The organism is Paraburkholderia franconis (assembly GCF_009362735.1).
In the GTDB taxonomy this organism is placed as follows: Bacteria; Pseudomonadota; Gammaproteobacteria; order Burkholderiales; family Burkholderiaceae; genus Paraburkholderia; species Paraburkholderia franconis.
Genome location: NZ_WHNP01000005.1, coordinates 78841 through 99678, shown reverse-complemented (window position 1 = coordinate 99678; position 20838 = coordinate 78841). Strand labels below are relative to the sequence as shown.

Annotated in this window: 20 protein-coding genes; 12 read left to right on the top strand and 8 right to left on the bottom strand. The window is 63.6% G+C overall.

The genetic code is table 11. The features are described 5' to 3' along the window. The first annotated feature begins 91 nt into the window (after nt 1-91). From benA to GCT13_RS06975, 6 genes are all read left to right on the top strand, one after another. Nucleotides 92-1489 (top strand): benzoate 1,2-dioxygenase large subunit, encoded by a 1398-nt coding sequence (benA, locus tag GCT13_RS07000; protein ID WP_152756308.1) that lies wholly within the window; start codon nt 92-94, stop codon nt 1487-1489. 8 nt (nt 1490-1497) lie between these two features. Continuing rightward, nucleotides 1498-1989 (top strand): benzoate 1,2-dioxygenase small subunit, encoded by a 492-nt coding sequence (gene benB, locus GCT13_RS06995; RefSeq protein ID WP_321574245.1) that lies wholly within the window; start codon nt 1498-1500, stop codon nt 1987-1989. A 66-nt stretch (nt 1990-2055) separates the two neighbouring features. Continuing rightward, nucleotides 2056-3090 (top strand): benzoate 1,2-dioxygenase electron transfer component BenC, encoded by a 1035-nt coding sequence (gene benC, locus GCT13_RS06990; protein WP_152756303.1) that lies wholly within the window; start codon nt 2056-2058, stop codon nt 3088-3090. A gap of 5 nt (nt 3091-3095) precedes the next feature. Next, the gene (locus tag GCT13_RS06985) at nt 3096-3875 is read left to right on the top strand and encodes a 1,6-dihydroxycyclohexa-2,4-diene-1-carboxylate dehydrogenase (protein ID WP_152756301.1); all 780 of its coding nucleotides are present in this window, start codon (nt 3096-3098) and stop codon (nt 3873-3875) included. Nucleotides 3876-4175: 300 nt separating this feature from the next. After that, entirely contained in the window at nt 4176-4919 is a 744-nt protein-coding gene (locus GCT13_RS06980; protein ID WP_152756299.1) for an NAD-dependent epimerase/dehydratase family protein, read from the top strand. Continuing rightward, complete coding sequence (locus GCT13_RS06975; protein ID WP_152756297.1) at nt 4916-5425, top strand: cupin domain-containing protein; 510 nt, start codon at nt 4916-4918, stop codon at nt 5423-5425. Before GCT13_RS06980 ends, GCT13_RS06975 begins: the two co-directional genes overlap by 4 nt. A gap of 25 nt (nt 5426-5450) precedes the next feature. Here GCT13_RS06975 and pdxR read toward each other — a convergent pair whose 3' ends face one another. Next, on the bottom strand, nt 5451-7007 hold the full coding sequence (gene pdxR / locus GCT13_RS06970; RefSeq protein WP_152756295.1) for a MocR-like pyridoxine biosynthesis transcription factor PdxR: 1557 nt from the start codon (nt 7005-7007) through the stop codon (nt 5451-5453). 412 nt (nt 7008-7419) lie between these two features. Between pdxR and GCT13_RS06965 the strand changes: the two genes are divergently transcribed. After that, nucleotides 7420-9318, top strand: coding sequence for an AI-2E family transporter (locus GCT13_RS06965; protein WP_152756293.1), 1899 nt, complete (start codon nt 7420-7422; stop codon nt 9316-9318). A gap of 96 nt (nt 9319-9414) precedes the next feature. Then, a complete protein-coding gene (locus tag GCT13_RS06960; RefSeq protein ID WP_227746740.1) occupies nt 9415-10044 on the top strand; it encodes a hypothetical protein in 630 nt (209 codons plus the stop codon). A gap of 249 nt (nt 10045-10293) precedes the next feature. Here GCT13_RS06960 and cuyB read toward each other — a convergent pair whose 3' ends face one another. Beyond that, on the bottom strand, nt 10294-11787 hold the full coding sequence (gene cuyB, locus GCT13_RS06955; RefSeq protein WP_152756291.1) for a cysteate racemase: 1494 nt from the start codon (nt 11785-11787) through the stop codon (nt 10294-10296). A 353-nt stretch (nt 11788-12140) separates the two neighbouring features. On the opposite strand from cuyB, the gene GCT13_RS06950 reads away from it, so the two are divergent. The 3 genes from GCT13_RS06950 (at nt 12141) to GCT13_RS06940 (ending at nt 13848) form a co-directional block, all read left to right on the top strand. Next, nucleotides 12141-12608 (top strand): response regulator, encoded by a 468-nt coding sequence (locus GCT13_RS06950; RefSeq protein ID WP_152756289.1) that lies wholly within the window; start codon nt 12141-12143, stop codon nt 12606-12608. A 224-nt stretch (nt 12609-12832) separates the two neighbouring features. Continuing rightward, on the top strand, nt 12833-13420 hold the full coding sequence (locus tag GCT13_RS06945; protein WP_152756287.1) for a BPSL1445 family SYLF domain-containing lipoprotein: 588 nt from the start codon (nt 12833-12835) through the stop codon (nt 13418-13420). A 173-nt stretch (nt 13421-13593) separates the two neighbouring features. Beyond that, nucleotides 13594-13848: a hypothetical protein gene (locus GCT13_RS06940; protein ID WP_407670757.1), complete on the top strand. Its 255-nt coding sequence runs from the start codon at nt 13594-13596 to the stop codon at nt 13846-13848. A gap of 64 nt (nt 13849-13912) precedes the next feature. On the opposite strand, the gene glgX is transcribed toward GCT13_RS06940, so the two are convergent. Continuing rightward, nucleotides 13913-16084 carry a glycogen debranching protein GlgX gene (glgX, locus tag GCT13_RS06935; RefSeq protein WP_152756285.1) on the bottom strand — a complete coding sequence of 724 codons (2172 nt, stop codon included), beginning with the start codon at nt 16082-16084 and terminating at the stop codon, nt 13913-13915. Between the two features lie 135 nt (nt 16085-16219). Further along, nucleotides 16220-17854 (bottom strand): PAS domain-containing sensor histidine kinase, encoded by a 1635-nt coding sequence (locus GCT13_RS06930; protein WP_152756283.1) that lies wholly within the window; start codon nt 17852-17854, stop codon nt 16220-16222. Between the two features lie 410 nt (nt 17855-18264). Between GCT13_RS06930 and GCT13_RS06925 the strand changes: the two genes are divergently transcribed. Then, the gene (locus GCT13_RS06925) at nt 18265-18696 is read left to right on the top strand and encodes a response regulator (RefSeq protein ID WP_152756281.1); all 432 of its coding nucleotides are present in this window, start codon (nt 18265-18267) and stop codon (nt 18694-18696) included. Nucleotides 18697-18868: 172 nt separating this feature from the next. On the opposite strand, the gene GCT13_RS06920 is transcribed toward GCT13_RS06925, so the two are convergent. The 4 genes from GCT13_RS06920 to GCT13_RS06910 form a co-directional block, all read right to left on the bottom strand. Next, nucleotides 18869-19078 (bottom strand): hypothetical protein, encoded by a 210-nt coding sequence (locus tag GCT13_RS06920; protein WP_152756278.1) that lies wholly within the window; start codon nt 19076-19078, stop codon nt 18869-18871. A 148-nt stretch (nt 19079-19226) separates the two neighbouring features. Next, nucleotides 19227-20081 carry a 2OG-Fe(II) oxygenase gene (locus GCT13_RS06915; RefSeq protein ID WP_152756276.1) on the bottom strand — a complete coding sequence of 285 codons (855 nt, stop codon included), beginning with the start codon at nt 20079-20081 and terminating at the stop codon, nt 19227-19229. A 10-nt stretch (nt 20082-20091) separates the two neighbouring features. After that, nucleotides 20092-20217: a hypothetical protein gene (locus GCT13_RS50510; protein WP_265335274.1), complete on the bottom strand. Its 126-nt coding sequence runs from the start codon at nt 20215-20217 to the stop codon at nt 20092-20094. A 17-nt stretch (nt 20218-20234) separates the two neighbouring features. Further along, nucleotides 20235-20708, bottom strand: coding sequence for a nuclear transport factor 2 family protein (locus GCT13_RS06910; RefSeq protein WP_152756274.1), 474 nt, complete (start codon nt 20706-20708; stop codon nt 20235-20237). Nucleotides 20709-20838 lie beyond the last annotated feature (130 nt).

Below are 20838 nucleotides of genomic sequence, written 5' to 3'. Positions count from 1 at the left end.
TCACACAACCGCAGCGCCCTTACAAATTATACCTTTCGGGTAGCAACCGAATGGGCGAGCGAGACAGCAACCCTGTTGCAGGAGACATCCGATGATCCCCATCTATCCGGACCGCAGTCCGAAGCTCAAGCACATCGACGACTATCTGGTCGAAGACCCGGCGCGCGGCGACTACCGCCTGCATCGCAGCGCCTTCACGGATGAAGCGCTGTTCGAACTCGAGATGCAGCACATCTTCGAGGGCAACTGGATCTATCTCGCGCACGAAAGCCAGATTCCGTCGAACAACGATTACTTCACGACGACGATGGGCCGTCAGCCCGTCGTCATCACGCGCAACCGTCAGGGCGAACTCAATGCGCTCGTCAATTCGTGCACGCATCGCGGCGCGATGCTGTGCCGCCACAAGCGCGGCAACAAGGCGACGTTCACCTGCCCGTTCCACGGCTGGACCTTCAACAACAGCGGCAAGCTGCTAAAGGTGAAAGACCCGCAAGAAGCGGGTTATCCCGAGTGCTTCAATCACGAGGGCTCGCATGATCTGAAGAAAGTCGCGCGCTTCGAGAACTATCGCGGCTTTCTGTTCGGCAGCCTGAATCCCGATGTGAAGCCGCTTACCGAATATCTGGGCGAAGCGGCGCGCATCATCGACATGATCGTCGACCAGTCGGAAGACGGGCTCGAAGTGCTGCGCGGTTCGTCGACGTACACGTATGAAGGCAACTGGAAGCTGACCGCGGAGAACGGCGCGGACGGCTATCACGTGTCGGCCGTGCACTGGAATTACGCGGCGACGACCAATCACCGGAAGGAAAAGAACGCGGCCGAGGACAAGATCCGCGCGATGGATGCGGGCGGCTGGGGCCGTCAGGGCGGCGGCTTCTATGCGTTCGAACATGGCCACATGCTGCTGTGGTCGCGCTGGGCCAATCCCGAAGACCGTCCGAACTTCACCCGCCGCGACGAGTTCGCCGCGCGCTGCGGCAGCGAGACTGCGGACTGGATGATCCAGAACTCGCGCAACCTGTGCCTCTATCCGAACGTGTATCTGATGGATCAGTTCGGCTCGCAGATTCGCGTGCTGAAGCCGCTGTCGGTGAACAGAACGGAAGTGACGATCTATTGCATCGCGCCCAAAGGCGAATCCGATGAAGCACGCGCGCGCCGCATTCGCCAGTACGAAGACTTCTTCAACGTAAGCGGCATGGCGACGCCCGACGACCTCGAAGAATTCCGCGCGTGCCAGCAAGGCTACGCAGCGCGCGCCGTCGAATGGAACGACATGTGCCGCGGCGCTACGCACTGGATCGAAGGAGCCGACGAAGGGGCGCAAAAAATCGGCCTCAAGCCGCTGCTGAGTGGCGTGAAGACGGAAGACGAAGGGCTTTACACGATCCAGCACCGCTATTGGGTGGAGACGATCCGCAATGCGCTAGCAACGGAAACGCAAGCCGGTGCAGCAAAAAGCGCGGAAAGGAGCGCAGCATGAGCACGATTATCACAACGCCGACGCTCGCGGAGATTCAAGCGTTTCTCTATCGCGAAGCGCGTCTGCTCGACGATGAGCAATGGGACGCGTGGCTCGATCTGTATCACCCGGACGTCGTCTTCTGGATGCCGTCGTGGGATGACACGGATCAGCTCATCACGGACCCGCAGCGCGAGATCTCGCTGATCTACTACCCGAGCCGCCAGGGCCTCGAAGACCGCGTGTTCCGCATCAAGACCGAGCGCTCCAGCGCGACGATTCCCGACACGCGCACGAGCCACAACATCTGCAACGTCGAACTCGAACGCGAAGACAACGGCGTCTGCACGGTGCGTTTCAACTGGCACACGCTGAGCCATCGCTACAAGACCAATTACAGCTACTTCGGCATGTCGCGCTATGTGATCGATTTCAACGGCGATTCGCCGCAGATTCTGAACAAGTATGTCGTGTTGAAGAACGACTACATCAATCAGGTGATCGACGTCTACCACATCTGAGCGTCGCTCGATTCGCCACGAGTCGGCCACAAGACGCGAGCAGCCCAGGAAAGTCAGGAGCAGTCCATGGAACATCGCATTGCACTTCAGTTCGAAGACGGCGTCACGCGTTTCATCACGTGCCGCGATAACGAAACGCTGTCGGATGCCGCCTATCGGCAGAAGATCAACATTCCGCTCGATTGCCGCGACGGCGCATGCGGAACATGCCGCGGCTTTTGCGAATCGGGCTCGTATGACCTGCCGGAATCGAGCTATATCGAAGATGCGCTGACGCCCGAAGAGGCTGCGAAAGGCTACGTGCTCGCCTGCCAGACGCGCCCGCGCTCCGACTGCGTAATCCGCGTGCCCGCTTCGTCGGCTGCGTGCAAGACGGGCGTCGCGCGTCACGAAGGCACGCTCGCGAGCGTGCATAAGCTCTCCGATTCGACGATCGAATTTTCGATCGACGTCGATGTGCCCGATCAACTGTCGTTTCTCGCGGGCCAGTATGTGAACGTCGAAGTGCCCGGCAGCGAACTGTCGCGCTCGTATTCGTTCAGTTCCGCGCCGGGCGAATCGCGCGTGTCGTTCGTCGTGCGCAACGTGCCTGAAGGCAAGATGAGCACGTATCTGAGCACCCATGCGCAGCCGGGTCAACGCGTGGCGTTTTCGGGGCCTTACGGCGCGTTCTATCTGCGCGAAGCGACGCGCCCCGTACTGTTCCTCGCAGGCGGCACGGGTATCGCGCCGTTCCTGTCGATGCTCGACGTGCTGGCCGTGAAAGACGGCGCGAAAGACGCTGCGCAGCAGCCGGTGCGGATGGTGTACGGCGTGACCAACGACATCGATCTCGTCGCGCTCCCGCAACTCGATGCGGCGCGAGGCAAGCTGCAAGACTTCGAGTACCGCACCTGTGTCGCCGATTCGTCGAGCAGTCATCCGCTGAAGGGCTACGTGACGGCCCATGTCGAGCCCGAATGGCTCAACGGCGGCGACGTCGATGTGTACCTGTGCGGACCCGTCGCGATGGTCGATGCGGTGCGCGGCTGGCTCGGCGAAATCGGCGTGACGCCCGCGAGCTTCCACTACGAAAAATTCTCTGCCACCAACGCGGCCTGACGATCATGAACCAACGCTTCGAAGGAAAAGTCGTCGTCGTGACGGGCGCGGCGCAAGGGATCGGGCGCGGCGTCGCGATTGCGGCGGCAATCCAGGGCGCGACGCTCGTGCTGTGCGACCGCTCGGATTTCGTGCATGACGTGGCGGCCGAAATCTCGGCGCCGGGCGCGCGCTGCATCACCGTCATCGCCGATCTGGAAACGTATGCGGGCGCATGCACGCTGGCCGACGCGGCGCTCGGCACATTCGGCCGCATCGACGTGCTGATCAACAACGTCGGCGGGACGATCTGGGCTAAGCCGTATCAGGAATACGAGGAAGCGCAGATCGAAGCGGAAGTGCGGCGCTCGCTCTTTCCGACACTCTGGTGCTGCCGCGCGGTGCTGCCTTCGATGATCGAGCGCAAGCGTGGCGCGATCGTCAACGTCTCGTCGGTTGCGACGCGCAGCATCTATCGCGTGCCGTATGCGGCGTCGAAAGGCGGTGTGAATGCGCTGACGGCGAGCCTCGCATTCGAGCATGCCGCCGATGGCATCCGCGTCAACGCAGTCGCGACAGGCGGAACGGAAGCGCCCGTGCGGCGAGTGCCGCGCAACACCGACAAGCAGACGGAGCAGGAAGCGCTCTGGTATCAGGCCATCGTCGACCAGACGAAGGCGACGAGCCTCATGCATCGTTATGGAACAATCGACGAACAGGTCGGCGCGATCCTCTTTCTCGCGTCGGACGAAGCGTCGTACATCACAGGCACCGTGCTGCCCGTGGGCGGCGGCGATCAGGGTTGAAGTCTCGCGCAAAAAAAACGCGGCCAAGGCCGCGTTGAAGCGTGGTTTGTCTGCTTGCGTGCAGACAGGATGAAACACCGCTAAGTCTAAAGCATTGCGCGAAACAAAAAACGTCGCAACAGGAAATGGACTATCGTTGTTTCCGCAATATTCCGCATCAGGTGGTGGCATCTTCCGTTGCGCGCGCCGATTCGAAATTGGCTCAATGATTCTGTCGATAATGGCTCTTTCTACAAGCCATTACCATCGGTAATCTCCGTGTGACGGGCTGCAAAGTCCGGCCTATACGGAGATCATCGGATGAACACGAAAGTCTTTCTTGCGGGCGCGACAGGGGCTGTCGGCAGCGCGCTCGCGCCGCTGCTCGTCGATGCCGGCTATACCGTCTACGGCAGCACGCGCCGTCCCGAACGCACGACGCGGCTCGAACAGGCGGGCGTCGTGCCCGTCGTCGTCGACGTGTTCGACGCGCGCGCGCTCGGCGAGGCGCTGATGCGCATCGAGCCAGCGTGCGTGATCCATCAGCTCACCGACCTGCCTCCCGCGCTCGATCCTGCGAAGATGGCGAACGCGCTCGCAGGCAATGCGCGGATTCGCGACGAAGGCACGCGCAATCTGCTCGCTGCGGCATTGGCGGCGGGCAGCACGCAGTTCATTACGCAGAGCATCGCGTGGGCTTACCGCGAAGGTGCGCAACCCTACGACGAAACACAGCCGCTCGACACACATTCGGAAGGCAACCGGCTCGTCACCGTGCGCGGTGTCGTGTCGCTCGAAGCACAGGTGCTGGACGCGCCCCTCGTCGGCGCGGTGCTGCGCTATGGGCAACTGTATGGCTCGGGTACGGGCTTCGATCAAGCGCGCGGCACAAGCCCGCTGCATGTCGACGCAGCCGCATTCGCCGCACTGCTCGCAGTGCAACGCGGCGCGCGCGGCGCATTCAACATCGCCGAAGACAATCCCGTCGTGTCGACGGAAAAGGCGAAGCGCGAGCTCGGCTGGTCGCCGAACTGGCGGCGTCCGCTTGTGGGCGTCGAGCGATGAACGCCGCACGCAGGCTCGCCAATGTACGGCATGTACGGACGCTCGCTACACTGTCGCTGCTGGCGCTCGCGCCCCTTGCCGCACTGCCGACGCGCCCAGCCGTCCAATGGCTCGCCGCAATGTGCAGCACGCCGCTGTTGAGCGACGCATCGCCGTCTTCCGATTCGGCCCGCCGCCCCGCGACGACCGTGCGTCCGCTGTCGTGCGAGCCGTTGGCGCATGTACCCGGCAAGTCCGTGACGACGGCCATCGTCGACTATCCGCCCCGCGCGTTCACGCCCGCGCATCGGCATCCTGGGTCGGTGACGGCGTTCGTGATCGAAGGCACAGTGCGCTCACAACTGGCGGGCGGCCCCGCGATCGACTATCGCAGCGGTCAGACATGGTTCGAGCCGCCGGGCACACTGCATGAATTCGCGGAGAACCCGGATCCCGCTCGGCCCGCAAAACTGCTCGCCGTGTTCGTCACCGATTCGGATTGCGGGCCGCTCGTGCTGCCGCCCTGAACGGGTACACGCGCGCGCTCGCGCTTCACGTGCGGTACAGCATCCGCTGCAACACGCGCGCGAGCGTGCTCGCGCCCGCGTCGATCTCTTGCGCACCGATGCCCGCGAAGCCCAGCACGAGACCCGCAGGCGCTTCGCGCTGCACCGAATACGACGACAACGGCCGCGTCTCGATGCCCGCTTCGGCAGCAAGACGGGCGGCGAGCGCATCGTCGGTGCCTGCGGGCAGGAATGCGGGCGCATCGAGGCCCGCGACGATGGGCGGCAATGCGAGCAGGCCCGCCCAATGCCGGCGCGCCGCTTCGCGCAGCGCCTCGGCACGCTCGCCATACAGCTCGCGCATGCGCCGCACATGCCGGCCCGCGTGACCCTCGGCGATGAACGCGTGCAACGTCGCCTGCTGATCGAGCGGCACATGACGGCTCGTCAGCGACAACGCAGCGACGAACGGCTCGACGAGACGCTCGGGCAACACCGCATACGCAATACGCAACGCGGGAAACAGCAGCTTGCTGAACGTGCCGCAATAGATCACATGGCCCGCGTTGTCGAGACTCTTGAGCGCGGCAAGCGGACGTCCTTCGAAGCGGTATTCGCTGTCATAGTCGTCCTCGATGACGAGCGCGCGATGCGTGTGCGCCCAGTCGAGCAGCGCGAGCCGCCGCTCCAAAGAAAGCGCGGGACCGAGCGGCGCCTGCCGTCCGGCCGTCACGTAAGCGAGCCGCGCGTGCGGCGCAAACTGACGGCCCGCCGCGACATCGATGCCGTTCGTATCGACGGGCACAGCGGCGATGCGCGCGCCCGCCGCTTCGAACAACAGACGCGCGCCGGGATAGCCGGGGTCTTCGAGCCACGCCGTGTCGCCGGGATCGAGCCATAACCGCGCGGACAGATCGAGCACCTGCTGCACGCTGCCGACGATCGCGACATGATCCGCCGAACACGCGATGCCGCGCGTCACGCGCACGTGCGCGGCAATCGCTTCGCGCAGCGGTGCGTAGCCTTGCGCCTCGCCGTCCGCGAGCATCGAGCGGTTCGACTGGCGCGAGCGGCGCGCGGCAACACGCGCCCACAACGCGAACGGAAACGACTGTAGATCGGGCTGGCTCGGACGAAACGCGCGCGCCGGGAACGAGCGTCCCTCGACGGCAAACGCACTGCGCGCGAGCAATCGTCCGCGTGCGGACAAACCGATGCCTGCGTTGCTGGCGACGTCAGCGGATGGGCGAGCGCTCGCCGCCCGACGAGCGGCCCGCGTGCTCGCCGAAGCCGGCGCCGACGTCGGAGCCGCAGCCGGCGCGGACTCGATACGCACATCCGGCAGTTCGCTTGCGACGAAGCTGCCGCGTCCGACGGCTCCCGACAGATAACCCTCGGCCGCGAGTTGCGCGAACACGCCCAGCACCGTGCCGCGCGACACGCGATGACGCGTGGCCAGATCGCGGGTCGCGGGCAGACGCGCGCCCGGCGCGAGCCGTCCGTCCAGAATCGCCGCGCGCAGCTCGCCGTACAGCCAGCGCTGCAGCGGCATGCCGTCGGGCCGCGCGTTCAGCGCGATGTCGATTTCGGTTGCGCGGCGCATTTCGATGTGACTCCTTGCGTAAATGGCTCGATGCCTAATCGACGGAACGCGAATTCCACCAGGCCAATTCCAGCATTATGCCGACACAACAATTCCCTACATCAGACAAAAGCCGGCCGCGCAATTGATAAACTGCAATAGTCAGCGAATGCGCACCAGACGCAGTTTTCCGCCCGGCCTGCCTCTTGCTCTACATTGCAGGCCCGCCAATGGCGCGCGTCACCCGCCGACAGACGAACATGCCGAGAACAACCGTGTCAGGCAAAGCCCAGGTAAGCTGCCGCCGCGCGTCGATTGCGCGGACGGTGAAGCTGTACCGCACATCGCGCTCGCGCACGGCCTTGCAAACCCGTCCTGTCCCATGGGACAAATCTGCTGCGGGCCACGCGCCGCGCCCTCTTTCGACGACGTCATGAAACTGCCCATCACCCCGCAACGGCCTTCCGGCAACCGGGTTTACCCATCGGGAACGCCGGGGCTGCACGGCCTCACGTCGGTGATTACGTTCGTGGTCGTCGTATGCGGGCTGTACTTCGCGCGCGAGGTGCTGATCCCCATCACGCTCGCGGTGCTGCTGAGCTTCTTGCTCGCGCCGCTCGTCGGCCTGCTGCGCCGGTTTCATTTCGGACAATTGCTGTCGATCTTCGTCGCGGTGCTCACGGCTCTCGTCACGCTGCTGGCCGTCAGCACGCTGATCGGCGCGCAGGTCGCGCAGCTCGCGAGCTCGCTGCCGCAATATCAGGCCGCCATCGAGCGCAAGGTCGAGACCGTGCAGGAGAAAACGGTCGGACGCGCCGATGCTCTCCTCACGCGCGCCGCCTCCGCGCTAGCGCGCGTCGCGCCCGAACGTCCCACGCCGCCTCACGAACCGGGCCGCTCGCAGAAGCCGACCGTCGCGGCGCCGCTGCCCGTCGAGGTGCACGAGCCCATTCCGTCGCCGCTGGAGGTTGCGCAGCGCGTGTTCTCGCCTGTCGTCGGCCCGCTCGAGACGATGTTCATCGTGCTCGTCGTGACGATCTTCATCCTGTTGCAGCGCGAAGACCTGCGCGACCGGCTGATACGCCTGTTCGGCGCGCGCGATCTGCACCGCACGACCACCGCGATCAACGATGCCGCGAGCCGTCTGTCGCGCTACTTCGTCGCGCAACTGGGCGTGAACCTGGGCGCGGGCGCGACGATCGCGATCGGGCTGGCGATCATCGGCGTGCCGGGCGCGCTGCTGTTTGGCGTGCTGACTGCGCTGTTGCGTTTCGTGCCGTATATCGGCACCTGGATCGCGGGGCTGCTCGCCGTGATTCTCGCGGCCGCGATCCAGCCGCAATGGACGATGGCGGTGTTGACCTTCGTGCTGTTCGTGTCCGTCGATGTCATTGCCGGCCAGATCGTCGAGCCGCTGCTGTATGGGCATAGCTCGGGACTTTCGCCGCTTGCCGTCGTCGTCGCGGCGATTTTCTGGAGCTGGCTGTGGGGGCCCATCGGCCTCGTGCTGTCGACGCCCCTCACGTTGTGCCTCGTCACGCTGGGCCGCTATGCGGAGCGTCTGAAGTTCCTGACGGTGCTGCTCGGCGATCAGCCCGCGCTCACGCCCGCGCAGAATTTCTATCAGCGGCTGCTCGCCGACGATCCGCACGAAGCAATCGTGCAGGCCGACCGCTTCCTGAAAGAGATGCCGCTCACGCGCTACTACGACGACGTCGCCCGCGAGGGCTTGCGGCTCGCGCGCAACGATGCGCTTCGCGGCGTGTTCGCGCCCGAGCAGCTCGCGCGGATGAACGAGACGCTCGTCGATATCGTCGAGAACCTCGAGCAATTCGACGGCTTGCCCGAGCACAAACCCGATCCGAATGCGCCCGGCGCGCTGCCCGCGGTGCTGCCCGAAGACGCCGCCGCACAACGCGTCGTGTGCGTGGCGGGCCGCGGCGCATTCGACGAAGTCACGACGGCCATCGCGTTGCAATTGCTGACGCGCCGAGGCTTTGCGCCCGTCGTGACGAACTACGCGCACTTCAGGCGCGGGCACACGGATACGCTCGGCATCGAGGGCGCGGCGATCATCTGCGTGGTCACGCTCGATGCGCCCGAAGCACCGCCCTATCTGCGCAATCTGTTGCGGCGCATTCGCGAGCGCGCGCCCGGTGCGCAGTTGATCGTCGGTATCGGCGGACAATCGGCGCGCGTCGATGAAGTGGGCGCGCTGAACGGCACGCACAACGCGAACGCATTCGGCGATCTCGTCAATCAATGCGTGCAGGCGGCCTGCGCAATGGCCGCGCCGCTCGTCGAGAAGTCGGCGCGCAGCATCGGCGCGTGAACGGCCGCCCGTCGCTCAATACCTTCAGTGCGTTCAGCTCGTTCATGTGACTGCGCAACGCGTCACGCGCTTCATACGTTCGCCGTCGCGCTATCGATGAACCATCAGGAGCGGTTCCGCCGCATGGAATTGCTCGCGAGCGCGGACATGCCCGCGGGTTATCGCTTCCTGCCCGATGCCGATGATGTTGCTTCTTTCGTGCTCGGCAAATCCACATGGTCGATCCTCGCGCTGACTTGCCACATCGAAATCTTCTCGCAGGTGCACTATCGCCAGAGCATCGAAGCCGACGACAGCCTGTCGCCGCTCTTCAAGGACGTCTTCATGTATCACTGGAAGGAAGAGTCGCAGCACGCGATCATCAACGAACTCGAATGGATGCGTGAGGACGCGAAGCTCGGCAAGCCCGAGCGCGACGCCGCCGTCGACGATCTGATCGCACTGGCGGCGGGCGTCGATGGACTCGTGCAGATCCGGGCGAAAGAAGATGCCGGGTACATTTGCGAGCACGTCGGCCGCACGCTGCTGCACGCCGAAATCGCGGACGTGCAGGCGGCGATGCTCGACGCGTATCGTTGGCAGTACATCGTGTCGGGCGTCGAAGAGCCGCGCTTTCGCTCGCTGCTCGGCAGCGTGATCGATGAAGAGCAAGGCAAGCGCATCTTCGACGCGCTCACGCCGATCATGAAGCCGACGCTGCAACGTCAGACGCTGCCCCTCGTCTGAGTCCGTTCTGTCTGCGAGCAGGCGACAACAAAAAGAAACCCCGGCACGCGAACGATGCCGGGGTCAAGCTTGCGCTGCTGTGTTTTGCGGCCCTACGCGTGCAAGGCGTGCAGGAAGACGGAGTCTGAAGTCGAATGAAGAAAGTATTGTGAAACGTTCGCAAAGAAGAATTAACAATTCACCCGATGCTTTTATGGAAAGTCGCCAGAAAGGGAAAAGTAAATACGCGAGTCACAACGCAAGTGCGCTTCAAAGAACCGTGGCATTAAATGCCACTCCTTTTTCGACTCGGGCGGCTAATGCAGCGTATTCGACGGGCACGCTTTCCAAGGGCGCCCTTGCCTGCTTTGCGATCGGCTTGCCTAAAGCAAACTCGACACAACATTTCGCGAGCACGTCAGTCGGATCGACGAGGTGCGCAGTCCGCCCTCTGCGCGAAACGGTGGCCGCTTGCGGAAAGAGCAGCGGCAATTCCGTGCACGCCAGCAGAATCACTTCGACTTCCTGCAACAGCAGGCTCTCGATGGCGGCAATGATGTCGTCGACGCATTCGCCGCTCGTGAAGCCCGCTTTCACGCCGCGCGTCCCGTAGATTGCCTTCGTCACCCGTGCCTGCATCGCGGCGGACGGCAAGACTTGAGTCAATCCGCGCGCTTCGAGCGCGCTTCGATACACGCCGCTCGCAATCGTGCCGCCCGTTGCGAGCAGCCCGATACGTTCGACTGCGGGAAACGTCGTACGCAGATGATCGGCTGTCACGCTCATCATGCTGACGATGGGCACGCGCAAGCGCGCCTCGATCGGCGCGATGAACGCATGCGCGGTATTGCAAGGAATTGCGATCACATCGGCGCCGCCGTCTTCGAGTTTTCGGCAAGTCGCATAGAGCGCGAGCGTCGGGTCCGCGCCATTGCCCATCAGATAATCGGTGCGATCGGGAATCTGCGGGTTCTGTTCAACGATGATCTTGATGTGCTCCTGGTCGCGCACGGCCGGCGTATTGCGCACGACCTTGTGCATGAAGTCGACGGTCGCGGCGGGCCCCACTCCGCCGACGACGCCGAGCGTGACCTGACGCGCCGGCTTGCGATGATCGGCTGTAATCAGATGGTGCGCGTAGGCCGCGTACGAGTCGACGATGGGCACCGCAAGCGCGCCGAGCCGTTGCACCGCTAGCGCGCTATCGGTCGTGGCCGGCAACAGCACATCGACGCCCTGCGCAATCAGCGAAACACAGGCGGCACGCAGCGCGCCCGCGTCCTTGACCTCCACACTGACCGCTTCGATACGAGCGTGGGCGCCGTAGTATTCGAAGAGCCGCCGCTCGCACAGCAGCGGCGAAGTCAGCACGCCGACTCGCCGCGCGAACGGAAACCGCTGCCGGATATGAGCAAAGAGCGCAGCGACCATATCGACCACGACGACACGCGTGTTCGCCTGCAATTCGTCGATGAACAGATGGCTCTCGAAACACGGCAACGCGACGGCCAGCACGCCGCGCTGCTCGAAATCGCGAATCGCGTCGAATGTGCGCAGCTTGTGTTCCGCAGAACCGGGAACAGGCGGATATGGCTCGCGGTGCTTGTCACTTGCGCCGCCCTCCACCGCAATATCGAATGGCTGAAAGTGACGTGCGGCCGCATTCGCGCAATGCATCTTGCGCAACAGGTCCACACTTGCGAGACGCGCCGCGCCGCCGACAATGCCGAACGCGCGCCGTCCAATTACAGACGATGGTTTCATCAAGCCCTCGCTTGCTTCTTATATTGGAGGCACGCATTCCGGCAGTCGCATTGCGCGTTGCCGGCGCCCTGTTTCAATCCGCTTTGTCGCGCCATTCAGAATATAGATCCGAATGACCGTTTATGTCGCATGAATAAAACCGATGGCCGACTTATAAACAACATGTTTTACGTTTATTCCTTCGCATTAGCGTTCCGCGATTATGTTCGCCCTCACTGATCCCACTGGTTAACCCCAGGCGGCGCCGTAATTGTCAATTAAAGGCGTTGAATGCATTTGAAACCCTTCGCGTCTCAGGTCCGGCCCTTGCTCAATTCGGTGCCTTGGGGAGGCTGTGACCGGAGATCAACGGGATGGCAACAAAAAACCCGCGCGACAGTGACGACGTATTGCAATGGCGGCCAATTCCCACGCATATGTCCAATCACCGGCGCGTACTGGTCGTCGACGATTACGCCGATGCCGCCGATGCGCTGCAATTGCTGTTGTACGCCAATGGCTTCGAATGCCGCGCGATGCATGGCGCCGAGGACGTCTGCGAATTCGCGGCCGAATGGCAGCCGTTTGCCGTCGTGCTCGACATCGCGATGCCGGGCGTCGACGGGCTCCTACTGGCGCGACGTCTGCGCGCGTCGCCGCCGACTTCGCACATGCTGCTGATCGCGTGCACGGGCTACGCATCGCAGTCCGACCGCGAGCGCGCGCGTGAGGCGGGCTTCGACGCACATTGCGCAAAGCCGCTGACGCCGCAACGCCTGCTCGCCCTGTTGAAGCGGGCCGTGTCCGCATCCGATAACGCGCAGCGAAACGACGGCTTGTAAATCGTACACTCATCGCGCCGTTCGTCGAGCGCGTTCGTACCGCGCAGGTCTCAAAGCGCCCCGCGCCGGCCACGTCCAACACTTGGGGCGTCAGGCGGGCACACGAACTGCTGTCATGTCGTTAGTCCTTGCCAATCAAGGGTTTCGCGACCCTCATCGGCGCGGTGATGCACCCAGGGAGGCGCAAACCGGCGGACTTTGCGTTGACAGACAGGAGAACTCAAATGCATAGAAGAAATTTCATATTCAGCACGGGTGCCGCACTCGCCGCCGGCAGCATGGCTCTCGCCGGCTGCACGACGACGCCCTCGAACTCCACGACAGCAACCAGTAACGCGGACAAGCGCAGAGCGATCAATTCGAGCGTCGATGAAACGCTGTCGCGCCTCTATACGAGCGTCCACGGCTCGCGTGAGCTCGTCGCGAAAGCACGCGGCGTGCTCGTGTTTCCGTCGGTCGTGCAGGCGGGCTTCTGGATCGGCGGACAGTATGGCCAGGGCGCATTGCGTGTCGGCGGACAGCCGGCCGGCTACTACAGCACGGCAGCCGGTTCGTTCGGTCTGCAGATCGGCGCGCAGTCGAAGGGTGTGATCTTTCTCTTCATGACGCAGGATGCGCTCGATCGCTTCCGCAACAGCCAGGGCTGGTCGGTCGGCGGCGATGCGACGGTCGCGCTCGTGAAGGTGGGCGCGAACGACAACATCGACTCGACGACGGCCACAGCGCCCGTTCAGGCGTTCGTGTTGACCAACGCCGGCCTGATGGCAGGCGTGTCGCTCGAAGGCACGAAGATTTCGCGGCTCGATATCTGAGCGCCTCCTTGCGGGGCGTGCGACGCGCGCCCCGCAACTTCGCAGCGCTACCGCGGCTCGTAAAGCACCCCCTGTAACTCGGTCTGCCCGAAGACGGCGCGACCGGCTTTCTGTTCGACGGCGAAACACCGGAAGATATAGCGGCCGCGCTGCAACGCGCGCTCGATGCGTTCATGCGGCCATCGTCGTGGCACGCGCTACAGCGCAACGCAATGCGCTGCGATTTCAGCTGGTACAAGCCGGTGCAGGCGTATTTGAAACTGTATGGCGCATTGACGGATGCACGTCCGGCGCAACCGCGCGTCGATGTCGTGGCCGCCGCTTCCACGCAGCGTCGCTCGAATGCGGGTGCTCAGGCTGCCAACGCGCAGGCGGGCTGGGCGAATCGCGCGGCTGCATCGCAGGAGACCGTTGCGCGCTGTGCGTGAATGCCTGACATGTCAGCGACGGGCTTCGATGTTCGACTTGCTTCGCCCGTCGCTGACATAAGCTCTAGGCCGTCAACCGTTCTCCCAGCCGATCGAAGATCCGTTGCGTCTCGCCCTTCGCGTGCAGCGCGAACAGCAGCATCGAGCGACCCGTCACCTGATAGACGTCGCCTGATTCGAAGTCCGGCAGTTCATCTCGCTCGGGCGCATTCGTATCGATCATGCAGCTCCATTGATCGCTGCCCGGTATCTCAGGCAGCGTGAAGTCGACGACATCGTGATACGCATTGACGACAAGCAGCAAGGTCGCATCGGAGGCGGGCTTGCGGATGCCGCTCGCCTGCGCGCGGCCGTCGATCACGAGCCCGAAGCAGCGCATCGTCGCATCGTCCCATTGGTCGCCCGTCAACTCGACGCCTGCGGGACTCAACCACTTCACGTCCATCACGCCGATGTCCTCGCGCATTTCGCCCGTGAGAAAGCGATTGCGTCGAAGCACGGGCAGCGCATGGCGCAACGTCGTGAGCTTGCGCACGAATCCGGTGAGCGCGCGGCCGTCGTCGTCGATGCCCGTCCAGTCGACCCAGCTGATTTCATCGTCCTGGCAATACGCGTTGTTGTTGCCCTTCTGCGTGCGGCCGAATTCGTCGCCGGCGAGCACCATCGGCGTGCCTTGCGAAAACAGCAGCGTCGCGAGCATGTTGCGCTTCTGGCGCTCGCGCAACGCGATCACTTCGGCATCGTCGGTCGGCCCTTCGACGCCGCAATTCCACGAACGGTTGTCGCTATGGCCGTCGTTGTTGTCCTCGCCGTTCGCTTCGTTGTGACGCTCGTTGTACGACACGAGATCGTTCAGCGTGAAGCCGTCGTGCGCGGTGATGAAGTTCACGCTGGCCCATGGACGCCTGCCGCGCCGGTTGAAGAATTCGCCCGATGCCGTGAAGCGTGTCGCGAGATCGGCGGCGATGCCTTCGTCGCCTTTCCAGAACGCGCGCACCGTGTCGCGAAAGCGGTCGTTCCATTCGGCCCAGCCCGGCGGAAAACCGCCCACCTGATAGCCGCCCGGCCCGCAATCCCACGGCTCGGCAATCAGCTTCACGCTGGAGATGATCGGGTCTTGCCGGCAACTGTCGAGAAAGCCGCCGCCTTCGTCGAAGCCATACGGCTCGCGCCCGAGGATGGTCGCGAGATCGAAACGGAAGCCGTCGACGTTCATCTCCGTGACCCAGTAGCGCAGGCTGTCCGTCACCATCTGCAGCACGCGCGGATGCGACAGGTTCAGTGTGTTGCCCGTGCCCGTATCGTTGATGTAATAGCGGTTCTGCTCAGGCATCAGCCGGTAGTACGACGCGTTGTCGATGCCGCGAAACGATAGCGTCGGCCCACGCTCGTTGCCTTCGGCCGTGTGGTTGTACACGACGTCGAGTATCAGTTCGAGGCCGGCATCGTGCAGGCGGTCGATCATTGCCTTGAACTCGTCGACCGCGCCCGGGCCGCGCGCGAAGTAACGCGGATCGGCCGCGAAAAAGCCGATTGTGTTGTAGCCCCAGTAGTTGGTGAGCCCCTTGTCGAGCAGATGTTGATCGTTGACGAACGAATGAATCGGCAGCAGTTCGATCGTCGTCACGCCGATCCGCCTGATATGGTCGATCACGGCCTTTTGCGCGAGACCGTCGAAGGTGCCGCGCATCGCTTTGGGCACGCCGGGATGAAGTTTCGTATAGCCGCGCACATGCGTTTCGTAGACGATCGTGCGGTCCCACGGCACGCGGATGCGAGTGGGATGCGTCCAGTTGAACGTCTGATCGACGACCTGGCACTTCGGCATGAAACGCGCGCTGTCGCGCCGGTCGAATGTGAGGTCGTCCTCAGATTCCAGCGTATAGCCGAACAGCGACGGGTCCCAGCGCAACACGCCCACATGCGCCTTCGCATACGGATCGAGCAGCAGCTTGTGCGGATTGAAACGATGACCGGCCTCGGGCTCATACGGACCATGCACGCGATAGCCATAGACAGTCCCCGGCTTCAATCCCGCCATATGCACGTGCCACACTTCGTCGGTGTACTCGGGCAACTCGATGCGTTCGAGTTCCTTCTTGCCCTTCTCGTCGAACAGACACAACTCGACCTTCGTTGCATGAGCGGAGAAGAGCGCGAAATTGACGCCACTGCCATCCCATGTCGCGCCGAGCGGAAAAGGCAGGCCCTCGGCAATGCGGGAATCGATCGGCATGGTGTGTTCCTCAGGCGAATTGAACGGGCGCGGCGCATGCTGCATGCAAGGCAGCAGCGCTGCAAGCAGCAATCGATGTGCCTATAGGCGAACGCTAACGCACCTCCGCACGTTTCGCTCGACGATGGGATGGTGTCAACGATAGAGCGGCAGCGTCACCCTGAACGTCGAACCCTCACCGCGCCCCGCGCTCTCGGCCGCGACTGTGCCGTGATGCAGATCGACGAGATGCTTGACGAGCCATAGCCCGAGACCCAGCCCCGCGACGCGCCCGCCGCTTTCGGGATCGACCTGGCGAAAGCGCTCGAAAATGCGCGTCAGCGCATCGGGCTCGATGCCGCAGCCGGTATCACGCACCGACAGTTCGGCCCGCTGGCCCTTCACCGTCACGCTCAATTCGACTTCGCCCTGCGTGCAGAACTTCACCGCATTCGACAGCAGATTCCACGCGACCTGCTTCATCCGGCTTTCGTCGGCCATCACGATGCATGGCGCAAGCTCGCCGACCACGAAGCGCAATCCTTTCGCTTCCGCCGACATGCGCATGTCCTCGGCGACGTTGCCCGCGAGCGCGCCAAGATCGACGGGCTGCAGATTCACGGACAGCTTGCCCGTAGCAATCGCGCCGCTGTCGAGCAGATCGTCGACCATGTGCGCAAGCTGATGCGCGTTGCGCTCGATCACGCCGGCGGCGCGTGTAACGTGTGCGGGATCGGCGGCACGTTGGAGCAGCGTCGTCCACGACAGAATCGCGCCGAGCGGCGAGCGCAATTCGTGGCTCACGGCCGTGACGAAACGGTCCATCGCGCGCGCCGCTTCGTCGCTATGCTTGCGTGCGCGCTTTTCCGATTCGGCGATCGCGCGCTGCTCGAGCTCCGCCTCCTTGCGCGACGTGATATCGAGCGTAAAGCCGACGATCGACTTCAGCGTGTTGTCGCCATGATAGCGGCCGAGCCCGCGCAGCAGCACCCAGCGCACCGTGAGATCAGGCCATGTGACGCGAAACTCGACTTCGAAGTGCTCGCGTCGCGCGAGCGCGCTTTGCATCGCGTCCTTCACGCGCGCGCGGTCGGCGCCATCGATCAGCTCGTCCAAAAGACGCTTCTCGGTGAGCGCATCCGAAGCCGAAAGCCCGAGGTTGATCTTGCATTGTTCGGTGGCGTCGATTGCGCCCGTCGCCGGATTGAGTTCCCACGCGCCGACATGCGCGAACTCGAGCGCCTGGCGCAACTGCTCGCGATGCATGCGCAGTTCCGCGTTCGCTTCGTCGACCAGCACCTGACGCCGGCGCACCTGCGAACGCAGCTTCTCGCGCTCGCGCTGATCGCGTTCGGTGATCGCGATCGACTCGGTCACATCCATCAGGCACATCGCGATCAGCAGCGCGTGACCGTCGCTCGGCTCGATCATCGACGCGCGCGCCTGCCAGTAGCGCGGCATCAGCGCGCCATCGCTCCTGTTCGGCGCAGGTGTGTCATAACGGATCAGCGAAGAAAGACGCGGCTCGCCAGGCACGAGACCGGCAAGCAGCGAATCGAGCCAGCTGCGGCGCAATTCCCGCTGCGACTGCGGACCGACCTGATTGATGTCGTGAACGGAACGACCCTGGATTTCGGACAACGTGACGCCGTGCATCTCGCGATAACGCGCGTTCGCGGCCACGACCTCGCAGCGCTCGTCGAGGATGAGCCACGCGTCGGGCAACAGCTCGAATACCTGCGTGGCGTCGACGGAGATCACCGTGCGCGATCGGCTGGATAGTCTGTCCATAGCCCTACAGTCTACCTGAAACGACACCATCGGACCCGACGTAAAGCGCCGCGTGACGCGTATTGCGTGCCATGAAGAGGCTGGAACCCACACAGCATGTCGCGGCAAAAATCATCATTGCTGCGGGTCAGAACTTACAACGGCACCGATAATTTTTGCGAAGCGCAACGCTCTATGATGGCAGCACTCGAGCCGCTTCTCGCCGCCTGACGGCGGGGTCGAAACGTCCGGGAGCCCCGCCACCGCTTGACGACGACGTATGTGCTTGACGGCTGCGCGACGGCCATGCGGCCACTCGAATGAACCTGTCATTCGTTTGGCACGCGTCGTGCATGCGCCGGAACCAATTAAACGATGACACATCGCATGCGCCGGATTCCGGTCTGCGAGTGAGAAGCTTGCCTGTGTACATGGATTCGACCGCAATATCGGACAGCCGTCTTCCTACCATCCTGCTCATCGACGACGAGCCGGATCTGCTGATTGCATGGGCGCTCCTGCTCGAACTGGAGGGCTTTCACGTGCTCACGGCCTTCAACGCCCGCCAGGGCGTCGAACTGGCGCAGCGCGTGCATCCCGCGCTCGTGATCACGGACCTGATGATGCCCGAGATGAATGGCGCCGAAGTGTGCCGCATGCTCAAGAGCGATCCCGGACTCGACGGCATGCCCGTGATCCTGTGGAGCGCTTCGCCCGATATCCCTAGTGATCTGAAGTGCGAGTGCACGTTGCACAAGCCCGTTGCGCGCGAAATCCTGCTCGGGCAAGTCGATCTGCTGCTCGGCCGTGAGCATGCGAGCGATGCCGCTTTGCCGCGCTCGGGCAGCGCGTCGTTGAACTAGCCCATCATCTTTTGCTTTTGACGCGATCGGGCGTCCGTCTCGTGCATGCGCGTGCTTCCGTGCGCGCGAGAGGATAAACATATCGAACTGAAACGGACCGGGTCGCAACGCGGCCCGCGCCTTGTCGTTTTACCCTCCCCGTGTTGCTCTTCGCGCGCAATCGAACGCGCCGTCAGCTGATCTCCGGCGCGCGTGTCTCGAGCATGCGCAGCATGTCGTCGAGCCTGCGCGCACGCGTGCGCTGCGAAGGCACCAGCGGCGCCGCGAGCACGGTGTTCAGCCGATTGCGCCAATACGAGAGCGGAAACCGATGCTCGGCGGCCATATGGTTGAGCACACGTTCGAGGTGGTGCAACTCGCTTTCCAGTTGATAGTTGTCCATCGTTGGTCCCCCGAGTTCTTTTTTCAGTCGGAACGGCGCTCACGCGTCGCATCGAACGCCGGATGTCCGCGCGTTCACACGCCGCAATGAGCACACGCCATTCCTGATTCTTTTATGCGCGCGAAGAGACTCGCGCGCCGGACTGCACTTACACGTACGCGCGCTCGCGCATCCACTTGGTCATGATCCACTTCTCACCGCCCGTGACAGGCGCGCCGCCGTGCAGCGTCAGTGGATCGAGTTGCCCGCGTCCGTTCATGTAGCGGAAGTAGACGGCCCCGCCCCGTCGCGCCATTACGGTGATGCCGGCGTCGGGAAACACCGTTTCGCCGCCGCCCTCGACATCGCTGAGATAGACGATCAGCGTCGCGACCCGCTGGCCGCCGCGCGCCGTATGCAGCGCGCTGCCCGATTGTGCGGGCGGGAAATAGTCGAAGTGCGGCCGATACTCGCCGCCCGCCCTGTAGTGCAGGATCTGCAGGCCCTCGCCGTGTTCGAGCGGCCAGTTCATCAACTCGGCGATGCGGCGGTCCAGCAGCTCGATGAATGCATCCTCGCAGCGCTGAAACCAGAAGCCCTCGCTGGTGCGCAGCGTGATTACGTCTTCCTGTCCGCTGTCGGGATTGACGGTCGTCGAGCGTTTCAGCCTGTTTCGCGCGCGCTCGATCAGCTCCGTGCATTCGTCGCCCGACAGCACGTCGTCGAACGCGATCACCTGCGGGCGATCGACGCGCAGCACGACGGGTACATCGCGGTCGTGCGTGCGCACGATATTGCCCGCGGCAACGGGGCACGCATCGTATTCATAGGCCCGCTCGCCGCCCGATGGTTTGACGGGGTCGGCCTCCACGCTGTTTTCGGCGGCCGCGCGGCCCACGATTTCGCGCGCCGCCAATGCATCGAAGCCCGCCTGCACCATCGCGTCGACCATCGATTCCTGCGTGCACCCGCGACGCACGTTGGTCGCGAGCCATTCCTGCCATGCAGCATCCACGACTTGCATTGGAACCTCGCTATGTCGTTCGTTCTGCCTGCTTCGCAAACGGAATACCACGCATATCCAGCGGCACGATGCCTGCATTGCGCCGCGCATGCACGCGTTCCGCCAGCCCATCAGGTGCGCTTCCTGCGCCCTTCATCCTCCCCTCATGTCCCTTCACGCATTCCTTGCACGCCACGCAGCCAGCCCATGTCTGGCCTGCGCGCGAATCGCGTTCTGCGCGAACGGCGTCCAGCCGAGCAGCGCGCCTTTTACGCCCAATGCCTGACTCGCCCAGCGCCACAGATCGAAGCGATCGTGATGCTCGACGATCAGCCCGTCGCGGAACACGAAGCGCGCATCGATCGGATTGACGACCGTCCGGCCCGTCTGACTGAACACATAGCTCGCGACCCAATGCGCGCTGCCGCTCGCATCGTCTGCAGCGACGTGACCGAAAGCAATCGTCAATTCCTGCGCGCGCGACACCAGCATGCGCCACATATCCGACGCTTCGGCGCCATGCAGCTCGCCGAAGACGGGATCGCTGAACGTCACGTCGGGCGCGTAGCACGCGGCCATCGCTTCGACGTCGAGCCGCTGGAACGCCTCGTAGAACCGCTCGATCAATGCCGCATTCGGATGAGTCATGTCGTTCTTGTCGTAGACGTCCCGTCTGCCGATGCCTTCATTCAAGGTACAACACGCCGATTCCCTTGCGCAATGTTTCCGGCGTGCCGCTGTCGTTCATCGCCGCTCATTGCCCGTGCACAACGCGTGG